A 23,045-nucleotide genomic window follows, 5' to 3' on the forward strand; every position below is an offset into this window, starting at 1 on the left:
TACAAACCTGTAGCATGCGGAAAATAGTTGCTTTAGCAATTGTGATTTTTATGGTGACTGCTTCAGTGGTGAGTATCCATGGTTGTAACAATCAACCACAGCAGACTGCCAATACGGTTGCAGCAAACCGAGCCTTTCAATTTAAAGAAAAACTATCTGAGTACGGATTTTTTACGGGTCAACTCAATGCGTTGCAATCGACGCAACAGGTGGTGAAATATGAGTTGAGTACACCTTTGTTTACCGATTATGCAGTTAAAGACCGCTTTGTTTTTTTGCCAACAGGTGCCACTGTAAAATATACATCCTCTGGTGTGCTGGATTTTCCGGACTCCACCATCATCATCAAAAATTTTGCCTACACCAATACAGCGCATCAAAAAATAATGATTGAAACCAGGTTGTTGGTGAAAGATCCGTCAGACAAAAAATGGAAGGTGATGGACTACCTGTGGAATGCTGCACAAACGGATGCTGTGAAACATATCACGGGTGCCCGCATACCCGTCACGTTGCTGGATGACGACGGCAACGAACACACAACTACCTACCAGGTGCCCAACACCAATGATTGTAAAAGATGCCACATCAACAATGAAACCCTTACACCGATTGGTCCTAAAGCAAGAAATTTAAATTATACAATACAAGGTCAAACAGATAATCAGCTGGCGCAATGGGCTGCAAAAGGTATGCTGACCGGCTTGCCCGATTTGAGTAAAGTAGAGCAATTGCCCAACTGGAAAGACGGGCAGCATTTTACACTGGAACAGAGAGCGAGGGCTTACCTGGATATGAATTGCGCCTACTGCCACACCAAAGGAGGGGATGCTTACAATACCGGTTTGTTTTTGGAATACCAGCAGACAGATGCGCATCAACTGGGCTTGATGAAAGTACCTGTTTCAGCAGGCGGCGGAGCGGGCGGCATGAACTACGACATTGTTCCCGGCGATGCAGCACATTCTATTTTAGCCTACCGGATGAACAGTACAGAAACGGGCACCGCCATGCCCGAACTGGCCCGGACGATTATTCATAAAGAAGGTGTGCAACTGGTCAATGACTGGATTCACAGCATGCCTAAAAAGAAGAATTGAAGATGGGGAATTTGTAAAGTATAGCCCGGATATTTATTTATTACTGCTATTCAGCTTAGCCATTGCCCTAACCGGAAATGTACCCACGCCTTTAAATTTTGGAGGAATGGCGCTGAAAGTAAAGCCATCTGGTGGTAATAAATATAAGTTGCATAAATGCTCCACGATCAAAATCTCAGCTCCCAAAAGTGTAGTGTGAACAGGCCTGGATTTTCCATCCGTACTGTCGATATTATGCGAGTCAATTCCAACTAATTTAGCCTGGCAGTCCCGCAGGTATATGGCAGCTCCTTCTGTTAAATGGGGATGGTGCTCATAATATTTTTCGGTGTTCCAGTGAGCATCCCAGCCGGTATGTATTAATACAGCCCGGTTACGTATTTCGTGATTTTTTAAATGTGCTTCTGTTATTTCGAGTGTTGTTAAAAATGGAATACGGATAACAACCGCGTCAATGTCTGTAAAGCATTCCAGGCCAACCTGTGAAAGGTCTTTGCCATCCTGAAACCGGTGAAACGGGCAATCGATATAAGTGCCTGTGTTGGTAACCATTTCAATTTTTCCAATTTGAAACTCGGTGCCTTCGGCGTAGAATTTTTTTGAATCTTCCCTGCTCAGGTAGTCGCATATTATGGGCGCCGGTAAACCTTTATAGGTTATGAGGCCGTGTTCAATGGTGTGGCTTAAATCAATGAATAAATCAGCAGCTTTTTTTGGGGCGATTACTTTTCTTTTATGCGGCTCGACGATAATTTTTTTGTTCCAGATTTTGGTCTCACCAACCATCAGCAATTTAAGATCTGCTATTATATAATCAGTAAGCGCCTGGTCAGTAATATCTTCCCCCATTATGTCAAGCCGGAAATCTTCACCCTTTAAATTACCGCCATTGGTAAACTGAATCTCAAAATCAAATTGTACTCTCTTTTCCATATCCCTTTAATTTTTTTGGTTGTTATATCTGAAGGTTTCGCAACGCCTGCTGCGCATTCAATCAATTTATAGTTTGTATACTTTCGTCGTGATTAGGGATAAACTTAAGGCAAGTGGTAAATGTAATATTTGATGTTAATCCGCAAATTGCAGATATACCAGCAAACCTGCCGCAATACTCATTATAATCAATGCTGCAAAGCCCAGTATATTGGTGGTGCGACCGTTTACATACTCGCCCATTATTTTTTTATTATTGGAAATGTGCAGGATGATGGCAATTAGAACGGGTGCTGTCAAACCATAAAGAATAGCCGTATAAATCAATGCCTTTACCGGCGAAATACCCACATAATTCAATGAAAGCCCCAGCAGGAGGGAGATGGCAATGATGATATAAAAGCCTTTTGCTTCGTGAAATTTTTTATCCAATCCTTCTTCCCAGCCGAACGTTTCTGAAAAGATATAAGAAAGTGACCCACTTAAAACAGGAATGGCGATAAGGCCTGTGCCGATTACGCCTGCTGCAAAAAGCAGGTAGGCCAGATTACCTGCCAGCGGTTTTAAGGCCAGTGCTGCCTGCTCCACCGTGTCAATCTGGTGAACACCGGCTTTAAATAAAACAGTGCCGGTGGTAAGAATGATAAAATACATCACAAGCCCCGAAAATGTCATTCCAAAATCTACGTCTGTTTTTATTTCGTCAATCAGTTTCTTGTCTACTATCAGCCGGGCTTCCCGGTTCTTTGTTTCCTCCACTTCAACCGATGCCTGCCAGAAAAAAAGGTAAGGCGAGATCGTTGTACCAAGGATGCCCACCAAAATAGCTATAAAATTTTTATTAAATCGTATCGTGGGGATAAAAGTGGCTTTCAGAATAGCACCCAAATCCTGCTTATATAAAAATGGAACCACAAAATAAACCAGCATAACGATGCATAAATATTTGAGGATGGCTGCAATTCTGAGGTAGGGCAAATAAATAATCAAGCCCAGCAATAACAGTGTAAAAAAAACGCTGAAGAAAGAAGCGTCAACAGCGGGAAATAACAAATTGCCAACGGCGCCCATGCCGGCGATATCAGCGCCAATGTTCATTACAATAGCGGGAAAACTAAATAACAGCATCAGGTACAAAACAGGCCGGGGGTAATGTTTTTTGAGTGTTCCTGTTAAACCCAGTGACGTAACAATGCCTATTTTTGCACACATTTGCTGAATGGCCGCCATCAATGGAAAAGCAATAATTGAAGTCCACAGCGTTGAAAGTCCATACGCTGCGCCAGCCTGCGAATAGGTTGCTATGCCAGAAGGATCGTCATCACTGGCACCTGTTACAAGTCCTGGCCCCAGTAATTTCCAAAACTTTGATAACCGGTTCGTTTTTTTTATATGGGTCATTTTTATTGCTTAACTAACTTTTATCCATTCATCTGGTGATTGCCCGTCTTAGTTGCATTTGCAAGGGTAAGTTCCGTAAAAAAGTCTTTCCAAAAAAATACTATGTATAACCAGGTGAGCTAACTGGTTTAAAAATTGAAGTCGTGTTGATTGGATAGGTGAAAGTGGTTGTTTTTTACTTGCCCAATGTTGTGATGGTGTTAAACAAAGTAATGTAACTTTTTTTGAATTTTTCTTCCGCATTTTCAGGAAACCTGAAGCCATCCGGGCCTACATAAATTTGAGTAGTACTGGCGTCGTTGTTGATCTTTCTAAACAGGTTATATTTAACCGGCCATGCATCGTAATGCTCTACGAGGGAAGACGCTTCTCCCAGCAATTCAGGCGGAATATGGTGACCATTTTCAAGAATTAAGTCCCGATGCGTTTATTGGATGTGTAGACAATTTCGTCTTCAAAATAAGCATTGTATGTATCCAGTTTGGAATAGGTATTTTCAAACGCCAGCCGGGTGCGGTTTAGGTGAATGTATACCTGGCCAAGTAACTCGGCAGTCTGTTTCTTTCATTCAAAGTTAGTGGTTTCAATTGCAGAGCGGTTTTCAAATTCCCGTTTTATTTCTGCATTAAAACGTTCTGTTTTCTGGTGCAGCAGGTAGGATATAATACCAGTGGTAATCGTTGTCACGATGGAGCTGCCTAAAATAATTTGCACAACATCTGTCATACGCTTTAATTTTCAAGGTTTAGGTATAATGAGCAAATATCCTGTTTACTTTGCCCTGTTCGTTGAAAAACATAACCTCAATGGACATTTTATTCATAACTGATTTGTAGTACAAGGCAACAGAATTTACACCTGTTGTTACCTCCACCAGTTCAAAATGCAGGTCGGGTAATTGCTGCAATGCCTTGATCCAATAGTCCGCTACCGCCGCCTTTCCTTGTAAGGTGTCAGTATCACCCGCGGTTGCAATGCGTATCATGGGCGTGGTAATCTCTACATCCTCTGCGTAATGTTTCAGAATGTCATCCAGGTTGTGTGTATTCCAGGATGCGATCCACTCTGCGGCAAATTTTTTTGAATCCATTTCCATTTTATTGATTGTTATTCCTGCAGCCTGTTTACCATTAAGTCTTAGCTGCACATATTGAATTGCCCGCTGCACCAACAAATATAAAAAACTGACAGCAAAAAAGCCACCAATACAAAGCCCGCAGGTATTTTTTGCAGGTGGTTGTACATGACGGCTTTGCTTTTCATCTGGTAAGTTGTAAAAATATCCTGCGGAGTATAGCAACTTCAAAAACGAATTGTTGTAAGTGCTCAAACTGATATCCGCTTAATAAGTTGTAGTCAGATCGCCTGCAAATCAAAATTATTTTAGCCAACCAAATGTGTGAAAGATGCAAGCCTTACTGTTAATTATGTAACAAATATGGGCCGTAAGGGATTCACCTTTGCAGGATAAATAATCATAAAAAAAACACAATGAAAAAACTATTGCTGATATGTACCTGCCTCGCATTTACATATATTACCAATGCACAAACGCAAGACAAAAAATGGAATATTGGACTGCATGGGGGCGCCACACAATCCAATACAGACTATGTAAATGATTTTTATAAAGGTCATATGCCCTTTTATGCCTTTGGAGGTTTGTCGGTATCAAGATACCTGGGCGGCCATTTTGATTTAAGCTTACTGGCTACCAAAGGAAAAGTAGGTTATTCAACCATCTATGGCCGCACCAGCCAGGATTTTACAACGACCAGCCTGAATGCCAGGTTTCATTTGCTTGGTCCCAATACGCCGGTAAGACCCTATTTATTTGTGGGTGGTGGTGTAATGATTTTTGATAAAAATCTTGATATTAAAAAATCAACGGTTGATTATATTACTCCTTCGTATGGTGTGGGTGTAAACTTTAAAATGGGGCCCACTGTTATGCTGAACATACAGGAAACTTTTCTCAATTCATCTGAAGATAAAAGGGACGGTGTAGTAAAGGGCGGTAACGATTCGTACCTGATGCACATGGTGGGCCTGACTTTTAACTTTGGTAAAAAGAAGGATGCCGATAAAGATGGTGTGGCCGACAGAAATGATAAATGTCCCAATACACCTGCAGGTGTAGCAGTTGATAAAACTGGTTGCCCGCTGGATAAAGATGCTGATGGCGTGGCGGATTACCTGGATAAATGCCCTGATGTAGCAGGCGTTGCCGCTTTGATGGGTTGCCCTGATAAAGACGGCGATGGCATTACAGATGCAGAAGACCGTTGCCCTGATGTTGCAGGATCGCTTGCAATGAAAGGTTGTCCCGATACAGATAAAGATGGTGTAGCTGATATTGATGACCATTGCCCGGATACCAAAGCTGGTTACAAAGTAGATGCTGCCGGTTGCCCGATGGACAACGATAAGGATGGCATTGTAAATGAAGATGACCGTTGCCCGGATGCTGCCGGACCCGCCAGTTTAAAAGGATGTCCTGATACGGATGGCGACGGTGTTGCGGATATAGATGATCGTTGCCCGGCCATTAAAGGTACCATCGCCAATAAAGGCTGTCCTGAAATGACCGTGGAAGAAGTAAAGAAAATTACCGAAATAGCAAGTAAGATTTTCTTTGAAAATAACAGTGATAAACTGAAAGTAGCCTCGTTGGTACAATTGGATGAACTGACCACACTGCTTAAAAAATATGAAAATGCGAATTTGTTAATCGGCGGATACACTGACAGCAAAGGAACAGATGCGTATAATTTAACCTTGTCTCAAAAACGTACCGAATCTGTAAAAGCATATTTGATGAGTAAAGGAATCATGGAATCCCGTTTATCTGCAACCGGGTATGGCGAAACTTTACCCATCGCTGATAACAAAACTGCCTTGGGCAGAGCAAAAAACAGGAGAGTGGAATTAAAAACTTCTTATTAGGCAAATCAATCGTTGTTAGCTTTCTAAAGTAAAAGGGCTGTTGTTTTCAACAGCTCTTTTTTTATGCACGGTTCATCCGGCTACCCTTCCGCCGTATAACAACAATGGCGGGATCCGGATTTAATACATCAATACTGTTTAAATATCCGCATGGCAACCATGTACTGCAGGCAGGAGCATGTATCTGTTTTATTCAGCTTACTTTTGTTTGGATGTTTGAAGTTATTTTTTCCCATATTCAAGAAAAGGTGCAGCTAACGAAAGAAGAGCAGGCATTGATCAAAACTTTCTTCACGCCCAAGAAGCTGCGCAAAAAGCAGTACCTGTTGCAGGAAGGGGATGTTTGCAGGTACCTGGTATTTGTAGAAAAAGGTTTGCTGCGTTCGTACAACGTTGACGAAAAGGGCGTGGAACATATGATCCATTTTGCCTGGGAAGGATGGTGGATGTCAGATACGTACAGCTTTTTATCGGCCGAAGCCTCGGCTTATAATATTGATGCCGTTGAAGATGCTGAATTATTGATGATTAATTTGCAGGGCTTTGAAGAGATGCTGCTGAAAGTACCTGCAATGGAACGTTATTTCCGCATCCTGTTTCAAAATAATATTATCTCTAAAGAGAGAAGGCTGATCAGCTCCATCACCCATTCGGCGGAAGAAAAATACACACAACTTGCGGCTGCCAACCCGCAAATGATTCAACGGATTCCCCAAAACATGATTGCCTCTTACCTTGGGCTCACACCGGAAACACTCAGCCGCATAAGAAAAAAACTTTCTGCCGGCGCATAAAATACTTGATACAGATCAAGTGTTTTTATTGACCTGCCTCAATAGTTGGAAGCCTGCAACGCAGGTAAATTTGCATTTCAATTTTGATGAAATGAATTACAATAATACGGTTGCGATCTTGGGTGCCTGCAACAGTTTAGGCAGCCAGCTGGCCAAAAGTATCAGCAGCCAACACCAGTTGCTGCTGATGGACGAATCGCAGGACGAACTCACCCGCTTGTGCGGAACAGTTACGGCACTGAACAAGAATGCCTCAGTTGCTGTGTTGCAGTGCAGTAAATCTGCATCCTGGGAGGCCGATATCATTGTAATTACTGCTGCGACTTATGCATTGGAAACCCTTGCATCTAAAATACAGGAAGTAGCCACCCGTAAAATTGTGATATGGCTTACGGATGCACCTGCAAAAGAAGGCCAGCTTCAGGCGCTGCTTCCGCATTCGGGTGTTGTGACTGTTATGATTGCAGGGACAGCTGCAATCGTTACAGGAGACGATGCAGCGGCGAAAGCAGTTGCTGAGGAGATGATGCAAATGTGTGCGTACAGTATTGCTTATTTAAACGCCTAATACAAGAGTGCGACGCAACGATGCCGCCATGAAAAACAACTGCTGGTAAAACAACAATTAAATACAATAAAAATCAAACAATAATATGGCAAAGGAAATTTTATTTACTCCGTACAAACTGGCCGGACAGGAATTAAGCAACAGAATGGTAATGGCTCCCATGACCCGCAGCCGCAGTGATAACGCAGCACATGCACCCACGGCTTTGGTAGCTGAATATTATGCGCAAAGAGCCACAGCAGGTTTAATTGTAACCGAAGGGGCGCCTGTTAGTCCAAAGGGTGTTGGCTATATTAATGTACCCGGCATTTACAGTGATGCACAGGTAGAAGGCTGGAAGCTAACCACAAAAGCGGTACACGATAAAGGCGGTAAAATATTTATCCAGTTATGGCATGTGGGACGTATATCTCATCCCGACTTTCACAACGGTGAATTACCGCTTGCACCATCAGCAATCAACCCCAATGAAAAATCTTATACGGTAAATGGGTTTACCAACACGGTAACACCGAAAGAAATGACCATTGAAGAGATACAACAAACCGTACAGGATTTTAAAAATGCTGCTGCCAATGCAGTGAAAGCCGGCTTTGATGGGGTTGAAATACACGGTGCCAATGGTTATTTGCTGCACCAGTTTTTTAATGGCACCTCCAATACCCGTACAGATGCGTATGGCGGAAGTATCGAAAACAGGGCCCGTATTTTATTTGATATACTGGACGCTTTTAAAGAAGTGATTGATTTAAATAAAGTGGGTGTACGGCTGAGCCCGTCATTGAATGGTTTGTTTGGCATTACCATGGATGAACAAACGATACCCACTTTCGATTACATAGTGCAACGCCTGAATGATTATAACCTGGCTTACCTGCATCTTACCGAACCATTTGTGCCGGTTGACCATTTGCCGTTTGCTGTTAAAGAAGTAGCAAAGCATTTCAGGCCGTTATATAAAGGCACTTTGATCATTAACAGGGGCTTTAATAAAACTACCGCCATCAAAGTACTGCAGGATGGAGATGCCGACCTGGTAGCATTCGGCGTTCCGTATATTGCCAACCCCGACCTGGTACATCGTTTTGAAACAGATGCCGTTTTGAGCCAGCCTGATCAATCTACTTTTTACACACCCGGAGCGAAAGGGTATACCGATTACCCCGCTTTGGCAGAACAATATTCAGCAGAACTGGTTACTGTATAAACCACTTTAATAGTATAAAATAAAACAGATGGAATCTTTAAAAGGAAAAAATGCGTTGATCACCGGTGCCGGAAAAGGCATCGGTAAAGCATTGGCCATTGCATTGGCGAATGAAGGTGTAAATATTGGCCTGGTGGCAAGAACTGCAGGCGATTTAACCGCCGTGGCAAAAGAACTGGAACACATTGGTGTTAAGGCCGTGACCGCTGTTGCCGACGTTAGTGATATCAGTGCGGTAGACAAAGCTGTAGCCACCATAGCATCTGCACTGGGTAATATTGATATACTCATCAACAACGCAGGTACAGGCACTTTTGGTAAGTTTTTAGAGCTTACACCAGCACAATGGGAAAACCAGGTGAAGGTGAATTTGTTTGGTACCTATTACGTTACCAGGGCAGTTTTGCCCGGGATGATTGAAAGAAAAACCGGTGATATTATCAATGTGTCTTCTACAGCAGGTTTATCGGGTGCAGCGGTTACCAGTGCCTACAGCGCTTCCAAGTTTGGCGTGATGGGGTTAACGGAATCGCTGATGCAGGAGGTACGCAAACACAATATTCGTGTAACAGCGATGGCGCCGAGCACGGTGGTTACGGAGCTCGCGGTGAGTGCCAACTTAATTAATAACAACGAAGAAAGAATGATGCATCCGGAAGATTTTGCAGAGCTGGTTGTAGCGCAGTTGAAATTAAACAGGCGGGTATTTGTGAAGGCATCATCTGTATGGTCAACCAATCCCTGACTTTAAAAAAAAATTATGAAAGTAGAAATATGGTCGGATGTAGTTTGCCCGTTTTGTTACATCGGCAAACGCAAGTTTGAAACTGCGTTAAGTGATTTTGATAATAAAGACAAGGTGGCAATTGAGTGGAAGAGCTTTCAGTTAGACCCGGCAATGAAAGCGATACCGGGTAAAACGGTGCACCAATACCTGGCTGAAAGAAAAGGCGTTAGCGTAGAAAAAGGTAAGGAGATGAATGACTACATGACGGCTGCAGCCAAAGAGGTGGGACTGGAATATCATTTTGATAAAGCCATCATCAATAACACGCTGGACGCTCATAGGTTGCTGCATTTTGCAAAAAAGAGAGGTGTACAAAATGAAACAAAAGAAAAACTGTTTGCAGCTTATTACACGCACGGGAGAGATATTGGTGCTGCAGAAACGCTGATAGAAGTTGGTGAATCTGTTGGATTGAATGCAGCAGAAATAAGTGCCATGCTGCAAAGCGATGCCTACAACAATGAAGTAAGCCAGGATCAATATATTGCACAGCAGATTGGTGTGCAGGGCGTTCCCTTCTTTGTATTTAATAATAAGTATGCAGTATCTGGTGCCCAGCCTGTTGAAGTGTTTGCAGAAGTATTGGCTAAAGTTTGGCAGGAAGAACATCCCCTCATCAATGCGGCTCCGGCTGCGGGTTTCTGTACCAGTGACGGGGTTTGCAATTGAAGAACTGAAAGCAAAATTTACAACCGGAATTCCAACAGGTACTGTTGGAATTTTTTGTTTGATGTTGGTACGCCAGGATAACATGGCAGTTGATTCAATATCCGCTTTTCCTGGTGGGGTTAGCCAATTGCTGCCAGTTGTCGCATATAATTTGCTATGCTATTGGCTAATTCAATATATTCGTTTTATAACGATTTTACGAAGCCTCAATAAATTTGTATGTTAAAAACTCCACCAACGATTGCCCTGCAATCCATTGCCTGCCTTTTACTTTTTACATTGCTATCACCGCTTGCAAAAAGCCAGGGTATAAGCGGAAAATTACTGTCGCCCGATAATAAAATTGAAATCAATTTCCAAACCGGCCAGCTGGATAAGAAGTCGGTTGCTACGCCACTTTTTTATACGGTTTCTTTTAAGGGAAAACCATTGTTCAAGCCTTCCTTGTTAAGTCTTAATATTAAAGGGGCGCAACCCCTGGGAGGCGATGTGCGCATCACCAACAGCAAAATAATGCCAGTAGATAATACCTATCAATTGGTGGTGGGCAAAGCTTCAAAAGTGCGTGATCAATACAATTTGTTGCAGCTGGAGTTGCAGGAAAACAGCGCCCCGGGCAGAAAGCTGATGATCGAAGCCAGGGCTTATAACGATGCGGTGGCCTTCAGGTACATCGCTCCTGAGCAGGAGGCGTTGCAGTCGGGTTACGAATTGATGAATGAAAATACCGAGTTTCATTTCAGTAACGACGCTACTACTTATGCGCAGGTGTTACCGCATTACAGATCGATGTACGAAAGTGAATACCTTAAGTTGTCTGTAAGTGCCTTCTCTAACCAGGGCGGTGTAAAAAGTTCCGTATTAATCGGGTTACCCATGCTTGCAGAAGTGCCCGGCGCAGGATGGGTCGCTATTGCGGAGTCTGAATTGCAGGGCTATAGTTCCATGTATCTGACCAATCCTTCCGGCGGATGGTCGGGCCATACCATGTTGTCAAGGCTTTCACCAGCACTGGACAGTTCAGGCATTGCTGTAAAAGGAAAAGGAAGTATCCGTTCTGCCTGGCGCATTGTCATGATAGGCGACGATCCCGGAAGAATTATCGAGTCAAATGCGGTGATGAATTTAACAAGTCCTTCAGCCGTTGCCAACACAGACTGGATTAAACCGGGTAAAGCTTCCTGGGATTGGTGGAGTGGTAGCCTTGGCGCAGATGGCAAGCCTGCTTTTACAACAGCCAACATGAAATATTATGTTGACTTTGCAGCAAAATCCGGCCTCGAATATATGCTGGTAGATGCGGGTTGGAGCGAATTCAGGGACATTACCAAAATGACTGGCAAAGTGGATATTCCTGAACTGGTTAAATACGCCGCTGCCAAAAATGTAAAAGTTTGGATTTGGTTGTATGCGCCAACCGTTATGAAACAAATGGAAGAAGCTTTTGCCTTGTATGAAAAATGGGGTGTGGCGGGTGTAAAAATTGATTTTGTTGAAAGGGACGACCAGCAAGGAATTGAATTTTATTACACCACCGCGAAAACTGCGGCTGCGCATCATTTGATGGTAGATTTTCACGGTTCCACCAAGCCATTTGGGCTGGAAAGAACTTACCCAAACGTGATGAATTATGAAGCTGTATTGGGCATGGAGCAATCAAAAGGAGGCACAAGGGATAATCCCGATAACCATGCCATGCTTCCCTTTACCCGTATGCTTACCGGCCCGATGGATTTTACACCCGGTGGATTTGACAATGTTACCAAAGAACAGTTTTTTGCACGCAGTGATTCGCCCATGGTGATGGGCACAAGGGCGCACCAGCTTGCAATGTACGTAGTGTATCAGGCGCAATTTGGAATGGTATCAGATTATCCTGCAGCCTATGAAGGTCAGCCGGATTTTGAATTCATCAAAAAGGTGCCTGCTTCCTGGGATGAAATAAAAGTGTTGCACGGCGTTCCCGGAGAATACATCAGCATTGCCCGCCGCAGGGGCAACGACTGGTACATAGGAAGTATCACCAACTGGAATGCAAGAACCCTGGGCATACCGCTTTCTTTTTTAGGAAGCGGAAATTATACCGCAGAAATTTACAGTGATGCTGCCGATGCTGCAATCAATCCAAAACATACTGCTATCAGCAAACAACAGGTGAGTAATAAAACCGTGTTGCAGGCAAAACTGGTAACAGGTGGTGGCTATGCGGTGCGGATAACAAAAAATAAATAAGGCTGGCAAGAATCGAAATGATGCTTCATCTACTGACGTTTGCCAGTTTGATACCGGGAGTTTTTATCTTCTGCATCCCATGCCTGGTTGTTGATTAGTTTGAAAGAGGGAGCATCTGCGTCCGTTATTTTTTCATCCTGGAAAAATACATGGTGGTCGTCTTTTACATAAAACAGAAACTGGTTGGAGGTATCAGTTGGATATAACAACTGCAGCTTTTTTACATTCAATCCTTCCAGCATGGAAGCTTTAAAGAATACATGATTTGAATCAATGCCCCACCGGTACTCATACAATCTTTTAAAGGTGGCTGGGTCGGCTCCTGTAACTACAAACCTTGTTCCCCCGGCTGCATTCAGGTCATAATAGTATACATGGTTTTTATCTTTTGAATACTGGGTAGCATCCAGTTCAGTAAAAGTAGGCACATCAATAAACTCACGTAGTAATTTTTTACTAATGCTGTTGCCTGTTTTTACGGAAATGGTACTGTCATAGTACCCCACCAGTTCACAATTACAGGCACTGTCTGCCGGCCCTGCCATCGCATGTTTTTTTTCGCACAGCTGCCCGTTTTTGTTATAAAAAAACTGCCAGGTAGCGTTTTTATAAAGTGAGTCATCAGCCGGCTCCCTGTTATAGAATTGTGCAGGCTGAAGGCTCCGGTCCTTTACCTTTTCTTTGCATGAAAAAAATAAAGCGCCTGGCAATACCAGTAAAATTGCAATCCATAGCTTCATAAATACCGTGAAACGTTTTGTATAGTTTGCTAAATTAATGCTTTTGGTTTTTGCTGCTACAGCTTGCAGGGTGGCGATCTTCCATCTGCAGATTTTGAAATAAAAATGCTGAAGTAACAATAACCACGATGGGAGGGAAGTTGAAAAATTACTTATCTTCCGAAAAAAAAACATGTACCCATTTAAAACCTTGTTTACCACATCGCTTGTTTTTTTGGTGCTGATTTCGAAAGCCCAGTCAGTGCGGCAGCCAGATACAACCAAAACGAATGCCGCCAAAATTGTGGCAGTAGAAATGGAGGCTTCGTACCCCGGAGGTAACGACGCATGGACGAAATATTTAGAGAAAAATCTAAATTCAAATGTGCCCAACAAAAACAAAGCACCCATCGGAAAGTACACGGTGATCGTTCGGTTTATTGTAGACAAAGACGGATCGGTAAGCAATGTACAACCCGAAACAAATTTTGGTTTTGGAATGGAAGACGAGGTTATACGGGTACTTGAAAGGTCCGGTAAATGGACTGCAGCAACAAAAAATGGCCAGCCGCTGAGAGCTTACCGCAGGCAACCCATAACGTTTTTACTCACCACTCCGGATTTTGAAATAACAACCGCAGAGCCCTATACGTTGTACGCCAATACCGACAATGAAATTTCAGTCACCGTAAAAAAAATGAAACCCGCTGATATTTCGATTTTTGTTGAGGGAGGTAAATCTACTGCAACGGGCGAGGGCAAGTTTATTGTGCGGGCAAACAAACCAGGGCGGGTAACCATCCAACTTGTAAATAATAAAAAAGACGATAAAGAAATTGGCCTGGCAAGTTTTGAAGTAAAGGCAAAGTAAAGGAGTTGGTAAAAGGCCGCTGTTTAATTGCTGCATTTTATTTCGATGGAAGCGGAATCAAATCAACCCGCCTGAATAATATTTCAGCACCTTCTGCCTGTATTTGTATATGGCCGCTTGTGGGCTTTACATTAAATGCATGATTCACTATTGTGCCATTTAAAATAACGGTGAGTTCGTTCCCATCAGCAATGCATTCCATGATGTTCCATTCGCCCATGGGTTTTTCTATGTCATGAGTGCCACGAAAACCGATTGTATCTTTCCATCCTGCATCACGGGCATACCAGTTCACCCGGTCACTTATAAATTTCATGGTATCACCTCCTGGCTGGTAAACATAACTGTCGTCTGTTTTTTCTTTTGCTACGGTGGTTGTTAACTGAAAGGCATCACTGCTGTCGCCTACCACAATAAAGTCACCGGTGCCGCCCTCTATCACCTGGCATTCTATCGAACGCATCCAGATTCCCTGCGAGCCGCCATCTGGTCCCTGGGAATGTAACAAAATGCCGCAGTCACGGGCATTGCTGATTCTGGGTGCATAGGTTTTACCGCCCCATTTAAATTCAGCCACCAGGCGGTAATTTTTAAATTCCTTATTGGTTGTAATGCAACCCCATTCTTCACCGCCAATGTGGATCATGCCGTTGGTTACAGAAAACACTTTTTGGGGATCTTTATCACGACCGCTTTTTTGCAGAAACGTGTACCAGCCATTGAGATTTTTGCCGTTGAATAAATGAATGATTGATGACAAACGGTGCGTTGATTTTTTTGATACCTGCGAACTGGCGGTGATTGAAAAGCAAATAAAAAGCGCCCCAATGAAAAATATTTTCTTCATACAATGGTGTTGATGGTTTATGTAAGGCAAAATTGAAAATAGTATTTCTTTGGTAAAGCGATACAAACAGAAACTGGTATTTGCTGAATTGTGCCTGATTTATTTTTTATGCCGTATTGAATCTTGTAAAGCAGCCCTGTTTTTATTTATCACATTTATTAAACTATCTACCTGTTGCTTTAGTTGTGTGTTTTCTGTTTTGTTGTCATCTGCTTTCTTGGTAAAATAGAGTGTTATTATTGCGGTCGCCAGTAAAAGAAATCCATTTATAAATAATCCAAATTTTTTAAGAAAATCCAATATCCCGTTTATTATCCGCCATTTATATTTTTTACTGTAACTGGATTGCGATAAGAAAGTCAGTCCGTTTTGACTTATTAAATAAGCAATTTCAATAAGCTCATATCCGGGGTGAACATCTGATTTAGGTTGTTCCCTGGAAAGGACAAAACCATCTTTGGTTAATTGCGCTAAAATGCTTTGCAATTCACTTCTTACCGGCTCGTCAAAAGCATATTCGCTCACCGTATCATATTGCGTTGCATTGTTGTTCTTTATATAGTTCAGCACTATATCCAGTTTCTCATATTGCTTCATTTTAGTATGATTTAAGCAATGGAAATTTATTGATTTTTTGCTTACAGGCTATCAGGAACTTTCTGAAAACCTCATTTATTTTTTCGACATAAGATGCTTAGTAACTGGCTGAACCAGCCACCGGGTGATCATCATAATTGGGTTCAGCATCCGCGTGGGTTTAACGGGTGTGTATTACCTGGTTGAGCAGTTACGACAGTGCAAATCAATAGGGTGAAAAGGAAAAGGTAGTGTCGTCGCATTTGCATAAGGTGTTGATCGATTATCCAGTTGTTTTTAATCAGATGCTGGTTTACGAACAGGCTTCGCCGGGTGGGTCCACATTGTAGCGATTGAACCATCATTCGCATGGAGACTCAATCAAATGGTATAAACGCTGTCTGCCGCAGGAAACAAAACTACAGCAGGCAGCGTTTATATCATGACTCTTTAAATGACCGGCTTTCAAAATGAAGGTCGCGTTTATCCCAGCGATGCCATATCAATTACAAAGCGATATTTGATATCGCTCTTCAGCATCCTTTCGTACGCCTCCTGTATTTTTTGAATCGGAATGATTTCAACATCCGACACGATATTGTGTGCTGCGCAATAGTCCAGCATCTCCTGTGTTTCCGGCAATCCACCGATTAGTGAACCGGCTATACATTTACGGGCAAATACAAGGTTGAACGCCGGCGTGTTGATGGGCTCGGGAGGAAGCCCTACACAGATCAGTGTGCCATCTACTTTCAGCATGCCAACATACATATTGTAATCATGACTGGCAGACAAGGTGTCCAATATAAAATCAAATGTACTGGCAACTGCTTTTACCTGTTCTTCATCTTTGGTAACAACAAAATTATGCGCCCCTAATTTTAGGGCATCGTCTTTTTTATTGGGCGATGTACTCAATACCGTAACCTCTGCTCCAAAAGAAGCGGCAAATTTAATCGCCATGTGCCCCAATCCGCCCAGACCGATGATACCTATCTTGTGCCCTTTGCCCACCTTCCAGTGGCGCAATGGTGAGTACGTTGTAATACCAGCACAAAGCAGCGGTGCTGCATGTGCAGGCGACAGTTTTTCTGATACTTTTAAAACAAATCTTTCGTCCACCACAATCTTGTTGGAGTAGCCGCCCTGCGTAACTGTTTTGCCGTCTTTTTCAAGGCCGCTGTAGGTGAATACGTTACCGCCCTGGCAATATTGCTCCAGGCCCTCATTGCAATAATCACATTCCCGGCAGCTATCCACCAGGCAACCCACACCGGCCATATCGCCAGCTTTAAATTTCTTTACATGGTCGCCAACAGCGGTAACCCGGCCCACAATTTCATGCCCCGGAACCATGGGGTAAATAGAAAAGCCCCAGTCATTGTTAATAAAATGGATGTCGGTGTGGCAAACCCCGCAAAACAAAATATCAATCAGCACATCGTGCGGGCCCGGATCTCTTCTTTCGAAATTATAAGGAGTTAAGGTTGCTGCGGCAGCCTGTGCCGCGTAGGCTTTGGTGGAAATCATACAAGTAAATTTTAAGGTGATTGGTTAGATGCGGGCGGACCAGTTCATTAATGAAAGCAGCATTATAAGGGCAGCTACAATGGTTACTTTATTAAGTTAGTTTAAATCTACCTCTTTTCATTTACAAATGCAATAGCCAGTTTGCCAGCTGCTTTTTAGATACATCTTATTCCTTTTTTTGGTTACGCAACGCTTCGGATTGTCAGTTTTAAAATTTTGATGTTGAATATTTGCAAAGGCGCACGAATTGCTGAGTACGTCAAGCTGCCGTAAATCCGCCATGTCAAAGAAAATTTTACCCATTTGTTCAATTGTTACAAATTACCTGAATAAAAAAGGACAAAGGATATCTGCTGCCATTTCAGCAAATCCTAATTTTGAGTAAACAACGCCAATGAACAGTCAAGTATATGAACGATACCAGCGCCAGGTAATATTGCCGGAACTGGGTGAACAAGGCCAGCAAAATCTGTTGCAGGCAAAAGTATTGGTGATCGGCGCGGGTGGATTGGGTTGCCCGGTATTGCAATACCTGGCCGCCGCCGGGGTAGGCACCATTGGTATTGTGGATGATGATGTGGTGGCGCTAAGCAATTTGCACCGCCAGGTGTTGTATGCAGTGGCAGATATCGGGACCTCAAAAGCGGAAACAGCAGCAAGGGTATTGAGCGGGCTAAATCCTGATATTAACATCATTGCGCACAATACACGACTCTCCACAGACAATGCACTCGGCTTAATGGATGCATTTGATATTATCGTTGATGGCACGGATAATTTTGCCACCCGTTACATGATCAACGATGCCTGTGTGTTGCTGGATAAACCGCTTGTGTATGGCGCCATTTCGCAATTTGAAGGACAGGCTGCTGTATTCAATTATCCCTCAAAAAAAAATGAGGAGAAAATTAATTACCGCGATATTTTTCCTCATCCACCCAAAGAGGGTGAAGTACTGAATTGTGCGGAAGCGGGTGTGCTGGGCGTTTTGCCGGGTATCATAGGTGGGTTCATGGCCAATGAAACAATCAAAATGATCACCGGCCTGGGAGAGTTGCTGGCCGGTCAGTTGCTTATTTATAATGCTTTGAACAACCAGGTGTACACCATGAAATTAGCGGCAGGTAACAACACCCGTTCATTGATACCGGGGGATAAAGAAGCATTCTTAAAAACGGATTATATATGGCTTTGCGCTGCCCCGCATTCCGAACTGGAAATAGACGTCCACACATTCAACGACCTGCTTGCCAACGAAAAAACGGCCACCATTGTAGATGTTCGTGAACCCGGTGAAATGCCGGTGGTGACTGAATTTGCGACGATAAAAATTCCGCTCGGGCAGTTGGCCAATCAAACGGATTTGATTCAATCAGATACCGTCCTGTTGTTTTGCCAGAGTGGTAAAAGAAGTTTGCAGGCAGCCAACACCTTAGCAGGTATTTTCGGCAATACAAAAAAGATTTACAGTTTAAAAGGTGGCATTGTGCAGTGGAAAAAACAGCAACAAGTTCTATAAAGCCAACCGACTAATCAGTAAATTGAACGGAGTATACCATCGGTAAATAATTATTCACTGTCTGCCAGTTGTCACCGCGGTCGGGCGAAAAAAATAAATTACCCGTTGTAGTACCAAAGGCAACCGCATCGCCCGACGATGCAAGGCAATGGCGATATACAATATCAAAACAATTTTGCTGCGGCAATCCGTTCCGCTGTGTTTTCCAGGTTTTACCGCCGTCATCTGTTCTGCAAATACAAAGCGATCCTTTAATGGCCGTACGGGTCATATCGCTGCTGGCGGGCGCCACCCATGCCTGGTCCGCATTGTCTTCCGCAACGGCAATGGCAAAACCAAAATAAGCAGGTCCTCCGTTTTCGCTTATCTCTGTCCAGTTTTTTCCTGCATCGGGTGAACGGTAAATACCGCAATGATTTTGCTGCCACAATATATCGTGGCTGGAAGGCGCCGCTACCAATATATGTGGATCGTATCCTGTTTCCGCATCGGGGTTTGGCAGAAACTCTGCTTTCATTCCTTTATTCCGGATGTCCCACGTCTTCCCCGCATCAAATGTTTCAAACACGCCGGCGCAACTGATGGCAATGTGTACATGATTCTCATCCCGCGGATCAACCACAATAGAATGAATGCCGGGCTGATCGCGGCCACCGCCAAACCATCCTTCCTTGCGGGTAGGGTGGTTCCATAAGGATTCCACGAGTTCAAAACTGTTGCCACCATCTTCGCTGATAAACAATCCGCCCGGGTCGGTACCGAGCCACAAACGCTGCGGAAATTTTTTGCCGCCATGCGCCATGGCCCAGATATACCGGGTAGTTGCCGGCGCACCATCTTTTAGCTCTGCTCCTTTGGGGTAGGCCGGGGCTGTTATTTCTTCCCATGTTTTTCCCCTGTCGGCCGAACGATGCAGTTTTACGCCCCAGTGGCCATGATCCTGGCAGGCCCACCAGGCGCCTGTTCTTTCATCGGCATAGGCAATGGAAACCGGGATGCCTTCAAAAGAAGTATTTTCTGCCGACCATGCACCGTTGTTAAAATGGTAAGCGATCAAACCCTTACGGGTACCAAGAAGCAATGTTGATTTCATATCACTGTTTTATGTTTATCCACCTGATAATGCCTGCATAATATAAATCTCGCTTCCGCTGGTAAACGCATCGCTTAGTTGCTTACGATCGGTGATCATTTTACCGTCAATAAAAATGTTGACGTGTTTACGCAGGCTGCCCTGTTCATCCAGGATATAGGAAGAGATGCCCGGATACTGTTGATCCAGTTCCGTAAAAATTTCCGGAAATGATTTCCCCGCCGCCGGTATGGCTTTCAGTTCCGGGAAAAACCTTTTCAAAGCGTAAGTGAATTTAATCGTTGGCATCGCAATTACAGGATGAGGTTTCTAAGATAATAAAAATCGGAGAGAAGGAGTATATGGCTGTTATTGTTTTTATATAGTCCTTAGATTGGTGTTTATTTTTTATTAACAAGTAACCTGTTGTGATTTTAAAATCCTGAAGGCCCACATGACCGAACGGGCAGGGATGATATCATTTTGGGTTTGTACTAAGATACCGAGGGTGTAGTAACGGTGGGCTACAGGGCAGAGCCCTGCGCCAGATGGTAAACTCATCAGTCACAAAATTATTAACGTTCAAAGTATAGCAGTATAACCCTTCCCGGTGCAATCATCATTTATAGTAAACTAAATACACCAATTTATTTTTATCTAGCGATTGGGCCTAAAAGGTGTCTCCTCTTATGCAAAAGCTTGTACTTGGGTGTTTTTTATTGCCTATCGTTTGCAAAAGGCACAAGAATTGCCAAGGCAAAATTAACTACACCAATACCCTATGCAAGAGGAACAAAATACCAATGGCGGCAAACGTGAACACGAACACCGACGAAATTGTACAATGTTTTATTATAAAAATTTTCATAAAACACATTTATTATCTTGCATGATAACTTTTCAAAATAATGGATATTCCAAAAGTATTTCTTTCATATTCTCATGACACGTTAGAACACAAGAAATGGGTTCTGGAATTAGCGACAAGATTGAGAACAAACGGAATTGATGCAATATTAGATCAATGGGAACTTGGTGCTGGGAGTGATATCCCACACTATATGGAACAAAATTTAGCTAACGCCGATTATATAGTAATGGTTTGCACACGTAATTATGTAGAAAAGGCTAACATGGGTACGGGCGGAGTAGGGTATGAAAAGATGATTATTACGGCTACATTAATGAGATCAATAAATGAAACAAAAGTCATTCCTATCGTGCGGCAGTCAGGCGAAAAAATGGTGCCAACCTTCTTAACGTCTAAAATGTATATAGATTTTTCAAAACAAGATGAGTTTGAGTTAGCTTATGATAATCTTATCCGAGCAATTCATAAATCGCCGCTTTTTATAAAACCACCTGTCGGCAATAATCCATTTGAGAGAATCGATGCTAAACCTCCAGAAGTTAAGCACGATCCAATTAAGAATATAATGGCATATTTCGCGATTGAGTACGAGAAAGAAAATGAACATTTATACTTCGATGATATTTTATCTAAGTTCCAAATATCCAGATTAATGCTGCAGCATATATTGACAGAGATGCAAAACCTAAACTTGATTTATTATCATACATCGTCTCGTTCGGCTAATTATTACAAACTAACTCAACTAGGAATCAAATATATAGTCGATAAGGGAATAATCAAATAGACATAAAAAGCTGCTAATTTTTTCAAATTTAATGAGCTTATCTAACGAATGAAGGCTGGAAATGGCTTAACGAAAACACTACCGATTAGAAAAAGGACTGCGGATGTTCGTTTGCTGTGCCAGGTTGCGCCGGCGTTAGTTTTCATCTTCATTTATTTTGTCAATTCGTTGTTTTATGAGTTTTTTTAATTCAACATACATATGATGGACCTCCTTAAAAGCTTCTATTTTTTCTTTCCCGAATTCTTCTAAAATTTCCATTTGATCCTTATAAAGGTCTTGCTTTAACGTTAGTTGTTCTGGTAGTTGGGCTACCTTGAATTTAATATTATGTTGAATAAAAAGGTATTTTATTCTAAGTGCATAAGAATTGACAAGTGTTTCAAGCGCAACTGTTGCGATTGATAAATTCTTAATGACCTCCAAGACCGGCTGATCATGCATAAACAAATGCAAACGGGATTGGGCCATATCAAGCTCATACTGTTTTTCATCAAATTTTTCTGAAACTGAGTCGAGTTTCTCATAATTGTCTTCAGAATATGTAGAAAAATTAAATCTCATTATCGAATATATCCAGCCGGAATATTTATCGTTAATTGAAAATAATGCTTCTCTTTCGGCTGATTTGATACTGAATTTGTTTTGATTATTTAGGGCAAGTTGAGACTTTAAAAATTCGGTCTCCTTTACTAGATTAACTTTTATACCTTCAACAATTTCAGTGATTTCGCCTATATCTTGTTTGGTGGCAAGATTTTTCCCCTTCTCCTCAAAATATTTTGGGTAGTAATTTTTAAAAACAAAAGCTAGAAATAACCCCGTTATAATGATAAAGAATTGCAAGATTAGGGATAGAATTTGCATCAGGCAGGCTTTTAGAAATGTGTAATTATAAATTCTTCTGTAAAACCAATAAGACTTTTCACATCTGCAGTATCTAATTTTGTCCACTCGGCGTGAAATGCCTTGTTCCTCAATTTAACAAAGGAAGTTAAAAGTGTAGCCTGAATACCTTTGATTAGCCCTATACTTTTTAGTGAGTTTACTATTTCTGACATGCTTTTGTCATCAGTTTCAAGGTTATTAGTTTTGGCAATTCTTTTAAGCGCATCCTCTAAAGCAGCACATCCCAAAACTGCGGCTGTGTCTTTTGCAGAGTTTTCAATGGCTTCCCTAGCCATTACTAATAAGTCTCCATAAACTTCTCCAGTTATTTCATTTTCGATTGAAGTTAAAATATCAAGCTCAATTTCTGATTTCAAAAAATCAAGTTTACCAATGCAAATTAAGAGCACGTCATCGTAGTCAGAATTTATTCTAGGATTGTAATAATCAGAAAGTTGTTTTCGAAAATTTTGGATATGTTCACTTGTTTGCCCATAAACTTTCGTCAATATAGAGAAAGTCAAGGAACATAATTCATCTACCTTACTGCTCGAAATAATTTGAGATTTTGGAGGTTTTGTTTTTGATAAAACCGATGTCCCGTCAGAATATGTCAAACTATATGCAGCTTCCTTAATCATCTGAATAGTACTGAGTATTTTCTCTTTTGTAAGTTTACCCATGTGATATTTCTTTTAGCTTTCTTTAAACCGCGTATTTACACTAAA

At 42.3% G+C, this 23,045-nt stretch carries 24 protein-coding genes; 11 read left to right on the plus strand and 13 right to left on the minus strand.

The window, feature by feature from the left end; genetic code table 11:
* The first annotated feature begins 14 nt into the window (after positions 1 to 14).
* Positions 15 to 1,100, plus strand: a complete 1,086-nt coding sequence (locus QWZ08_RS02550) for an SO2930 family diheme c-type cytochrome (protein WP_290335626.1) — start codon at positions 15 to 17, stop codon at positions 1,098 to 1,100.
* 33 nt (positions 1,101 to 1,133) lie between these two features.
* Here the strand turns inward: QWZ08_RS02550 and QWZ08_RS02555 are convergent, their stop codons facing one another.
* From QWZ08_RS02555 to QWZ08_RS02575, 5 genes are all read right to left on the minus strand, one after another.
* Positions 1,134 to 2,033 (minus strand): cyclase family protein, encoded by a 900-nt coding sequence (locus tag QWZ08_RS02555; RefSeq protein ID WP_290335627.1) that lies wholly within the window; start codon positions 2,031 to 2,033, stop codon positions 1,134 to 1,136.
* Positions 2,034 to 2,168: 135 nt separating this feature from the next.
* Entirely contained in the window at positions 2,169 to 3,434 is a 1,266-nt protein-coding gene (locus QWZ08_RS02560; protein ID WP_290335629.1) for an NRAMP family divalent metal transporter, read from the minus strand.
* A 175-nt stretch (positions 3,435 to 3,609) separates the two neighbouring features.
* Positions 3,610 to 3,813 carry a hypothetical protein gene (locus tag QWZ08_RS02565; protein WP_290335630.1) on the minus strand — a complete coding sequence of 68 codons (204 nt, stop codon included), beginning with the start codon at positions 3,811 to 3,813 and terminating at the stop codon, positions 3,610 to 3,612.
* Between the two features lie 185 nt (positions 3,814 to 3,998).
* Positions 3,999 to 4,160, minus strand: a complete 162-nt coding sequence (locus QWZ08_RS02570) for a hypothetical protein (RefSeq protein ID WP_290335631.1) — start codon at positions 4,158 to 4,160, stop codon at positions 3,999 to 4,001.
* Between the two features lie 19 nt (positions 4,161 to 4,179).
* On the minus strand, positions 4,180 to 4,740 hold the full coding sequence (locus QWZ08_RS02575; RefSeq protein ID WP_290335632.1) for a nuclear transport factor 2 family protein: 561 nt from the start codon (positions 4,738 to 4,740) through the stop codon (positions 4,180 to 4,182).
* A gap of 185 nt (positions 4,741 to 4,925) precedes the next feature.
* On the opposite strand from QWZ08_RS02575, the gene QWZ08_RS02580 reads away from it, so the two are divergent.
* The 7 genes from QWZ08_RS02580 to QWZ08_RS02610 all read left to right on the plus strand — a co-directional run bounded on the left by QWZ08_RS02580 (position 4,926) and on the right by QWZ08_RS02610 (position 12,637).
* Positions 4,926 to 6,380, plus strand: coding sequence for an OmpA family protein (locus QWZ08_RS02580; RefSeq protein ID WP_290335633.1), 1,455 nt, complete (start codon positions 4,926 to 4,928; stop codon positions 6,378 to 6,380).
* A gap of 104 nt (positions 6,381 to 6,484) precedes the next feature.
* Positions 6,485 to 7,174: a Crp/Fnr family transcriptional regulator gene (locus tag QWZ08_RS02585; RefSeq protein ID WP_290335634.1), complete on the plus strand. Its 690-nt coding sequence runs from the start codon at positions 6,485 to 6,487 to the stop codon at positions 7,172 to 7,174.
* Between the two features lie 91 nt (positions 7,175 to 7,265).
* Positions 7,266 to 7,742: an NAD(P)-binding domain-containing protein gene (locus tag QWZ08_RS02590; protein ID WP_290335635.1), complete on the plus strand. Its 477-nt coding sequence runs from the start codon at positions 7,266 to 7,268 to the stop codon at positions 7,740 to 7,742.
* Positions 7,743 to 7,827: 85 nt separating this feature from the next.
* Positions 7,828 to 8,949, plus strand: a complete 1,122-nt coding sequence (locus tag QWZ08_RS02595; RefSeq protein WP_290335636.1) for an alkene reductase — start codon at positions 7,828 to 7,830, stop codon at positions 8,947 to 8,949.
* Positions 8,950 to 8,977: 28 nt separating this feature from the next.
* Positions 8,978 to 9,694, plus strand: coding sequence for a 3-ketoacyl-ACP reductase (locus tag QWZ08_RS02600; RefSeq protein WP_290335637.1), 717 nt, complete (start codon positions 8,978 to 8,980; stop codon positions 9,692 to 9,694).
* Positions 9,695 to 9,709: 15 nt separating this feature from the next.
* Complete coding sequence (locus QWZ08_RS02605; RefSeq protein ID WP_290335638.1) at positions 9,710 to 10,405, plus strand: DsbA family oxidoreductase; 696 nt, start codon at positions 9,710 to 9,712, stop codon at positions 10,403 to 10,405.
* A 219-nt stretch (positions 10,406 to 10,624) separates the two neighbouring features.
* The gene (locus tag QWZ08_RS02610) at positions 10,625 to 12,637 is read left to right on the plus strand and encodes a glycoside hydrolase family 97 protein (RefSeq protein ID WP_290335639.1); all 2,013 of its coding nucleotides are present in this window, start codon (positions 10,625 to 10,627) and stop codon (positions 12,635 to 12,637) included.
* Between the two features lie 29 nt (positions 12,638 to 12,666).
* Here the strand turns inward: QWZ08_RS02610 and QWZ08_RS02615 are convergent, their stop codons facing one another.
* The gene (locus QWZ08_RS02615; protein ID WP_290335640.1) at positions 12,667 to 13,377 is read right to left on the minus strand and encodes a DKNYY domain-containing protein; all 711 of its coding nucleotides are present in this window, start codon (positions 13,375 to 13,377) and stop codon (positions 12,667 to 12,669) included.
* 172 nt (positions 13,378 to 13,549) lie between these two features.
* Between QWZ08_RS02615 and QWZ08_RS02620 the strand changes: the two genes are divergently transcribed.
* A complete protein-coding gene (locus QWZ08_RS02620) occupies positions 13,550 to 14,227 on the plus strand; it encodes an energy transducer TonB (RefSeq protein ID WP_290335641.1) in 678 nt (225 codons plus the stop codon).
* Positions 14,228 to 14,264: 37 nt separating this feature from the next.
* Here the strand turns inward: QWZ08_RS02620 and QWZ08_RS02625 are convergent, their stop codons facing one another.
* The 3 genes from QWZ08_RS02625 to QWZ08_RS02635 form a co-directional block, all read right to left on the minus strand.
* Positions 14,265 to 15,074, minus strand: coding sequence for a 3-keto-disaccharide hydrolase (locus QWZ08_RS02625; protein WP_290335642.1), 810 nt, complete (start codon positions 15,072 to 15,074; stop codon positions 14,265 to 14,267).
* 99 nt (positions 15,075 to 15,173) lie between these two features.
* Positions 15,174 to 15,671, minus strand: a complete 498-nt coding sequence (locus tag QWZ08_RS02630; protein ID WP_290335643.1) for a hypothetical protein — start codon at positions 15,669 to 15,671, stop codon at positions 15,174 to 15,176.
* A gap of 462 nt (positions 15,672 to 16,133) precedes the next feature.
* Positions 16,134 to 17,180 (minus strand): NAD(P)-dependent alcohol dehydrogenase, encoded by a 1,047-nt coding sequence (locus QWZ08_RS02635; RefSeq protein WP_290335644.1) that lies wholly within the window; start codon positions 17,178 to 17,180, stop codon positions 16,134 to 16,136.
* A 394-nt stretch (positions 17,181 to 17,574) separates the two neighbouring features.
* Between QWZ08_RS02635 and moeB the strand changes: the two genes are divergently transcribed.
* Positions 17,575 to 18,699, plus strand: coding sequence for a HesA/MoeB/ThiF family protein (gene moeB / locus QWZ08_RS02640; RefSeq protein WP_290335645.1), 1,125 nt, complete (start codon positions 17,575 to 17,577; stop codon positions 18,697 to 18,699).
* 10 nt (positions 18,700 to 18,709) lie between these two features.
* On the opposite strand, the gene QWZ08_RS02645 is transcribed toward moeB, so the two are convergent.
* Positions 18,710 to 19,792, minus strand: a complete 1,083-nt coding sequence (locus tag QWZ08_RS02645) for a WD40/YVTN/BNR-like repeat-containing protein (protein WP_290335646.1) — start codon at positions 19,790 to 19,792, stop codon at positions 18,710 to 18,712.
* Positions 19,793 to 19,807: 15 nt separating this feature from the next.
* Positions 19,808 to 20,053 (minus strand): MoaD/ThiS family protein, encoded by a 246-nt coding sequence (locus QWZ08_RS02650; RefSeq protein ID WP_290335647.1) that lies wholly within the window; start codon positions 20,051 to 20,053, stop codon positions 19,808 to 19,810.
* A gap of 626 nt (positions 20,054 to 20,679) precedes the next feature.
* Here QWZ08_RS02650 and QWZ08_RS02655 point away from each other — a divergent pair.
* Positions 20,680 to 21,429 (plus strand): toll/interleukin-1 receptor domain-containing protein, encoded by a 750-nt coding sequence (locus tag QWZ08_RS02655; protein WP_290335648.1) that lies wholly within the window; start codon positions 20,680 to 20,682, stop codon positions 21,427 to 21,429.
* 135 nt (positions 21,430 to 21,564) lie between these two features.
* On the opposite strand, the gene QWZ08_RS02660 is transcribed toward QWZ08_RS02655, so the two are convergent.
* Positions 21,565 to 22,296: a hypothetical protein gene (locus QWZ08_RS02660; protein ID WP_290335649.1), complete on the minus strand. Its 732-nt coding sequence runs from the start codon at positions 22,294 to 22,296 to the stop codon at positions 21,565 to 21,567.
* Positions 22,297 to 22,307: 11 nt separating this feature from the next.
* Positions 22,308 to 23,000: a DUF4145 domain-containing protein gene (locus QWZ08_RS02665; RefSeq protein WP_290335650.1), complete on the minus strand. Its 693-nt coding sequence runs from the start codon at positions 22,998 to 23,000 to the stop codon at positions 22,308 to 22,310.
* Positions 23,001 to 23,045 lie beyond the last annotated feature (45 nt).

This window comes from Ferruginibacter paludis (genome assembly GCF_030409685.1).
GTDB classification, from domain to species: Bacteria; Bacteroidota; Bacteroidia; order Chitinophagales; family Chitinophagaceae; genus Ferruginibacter; species Ferruginibacter paludis.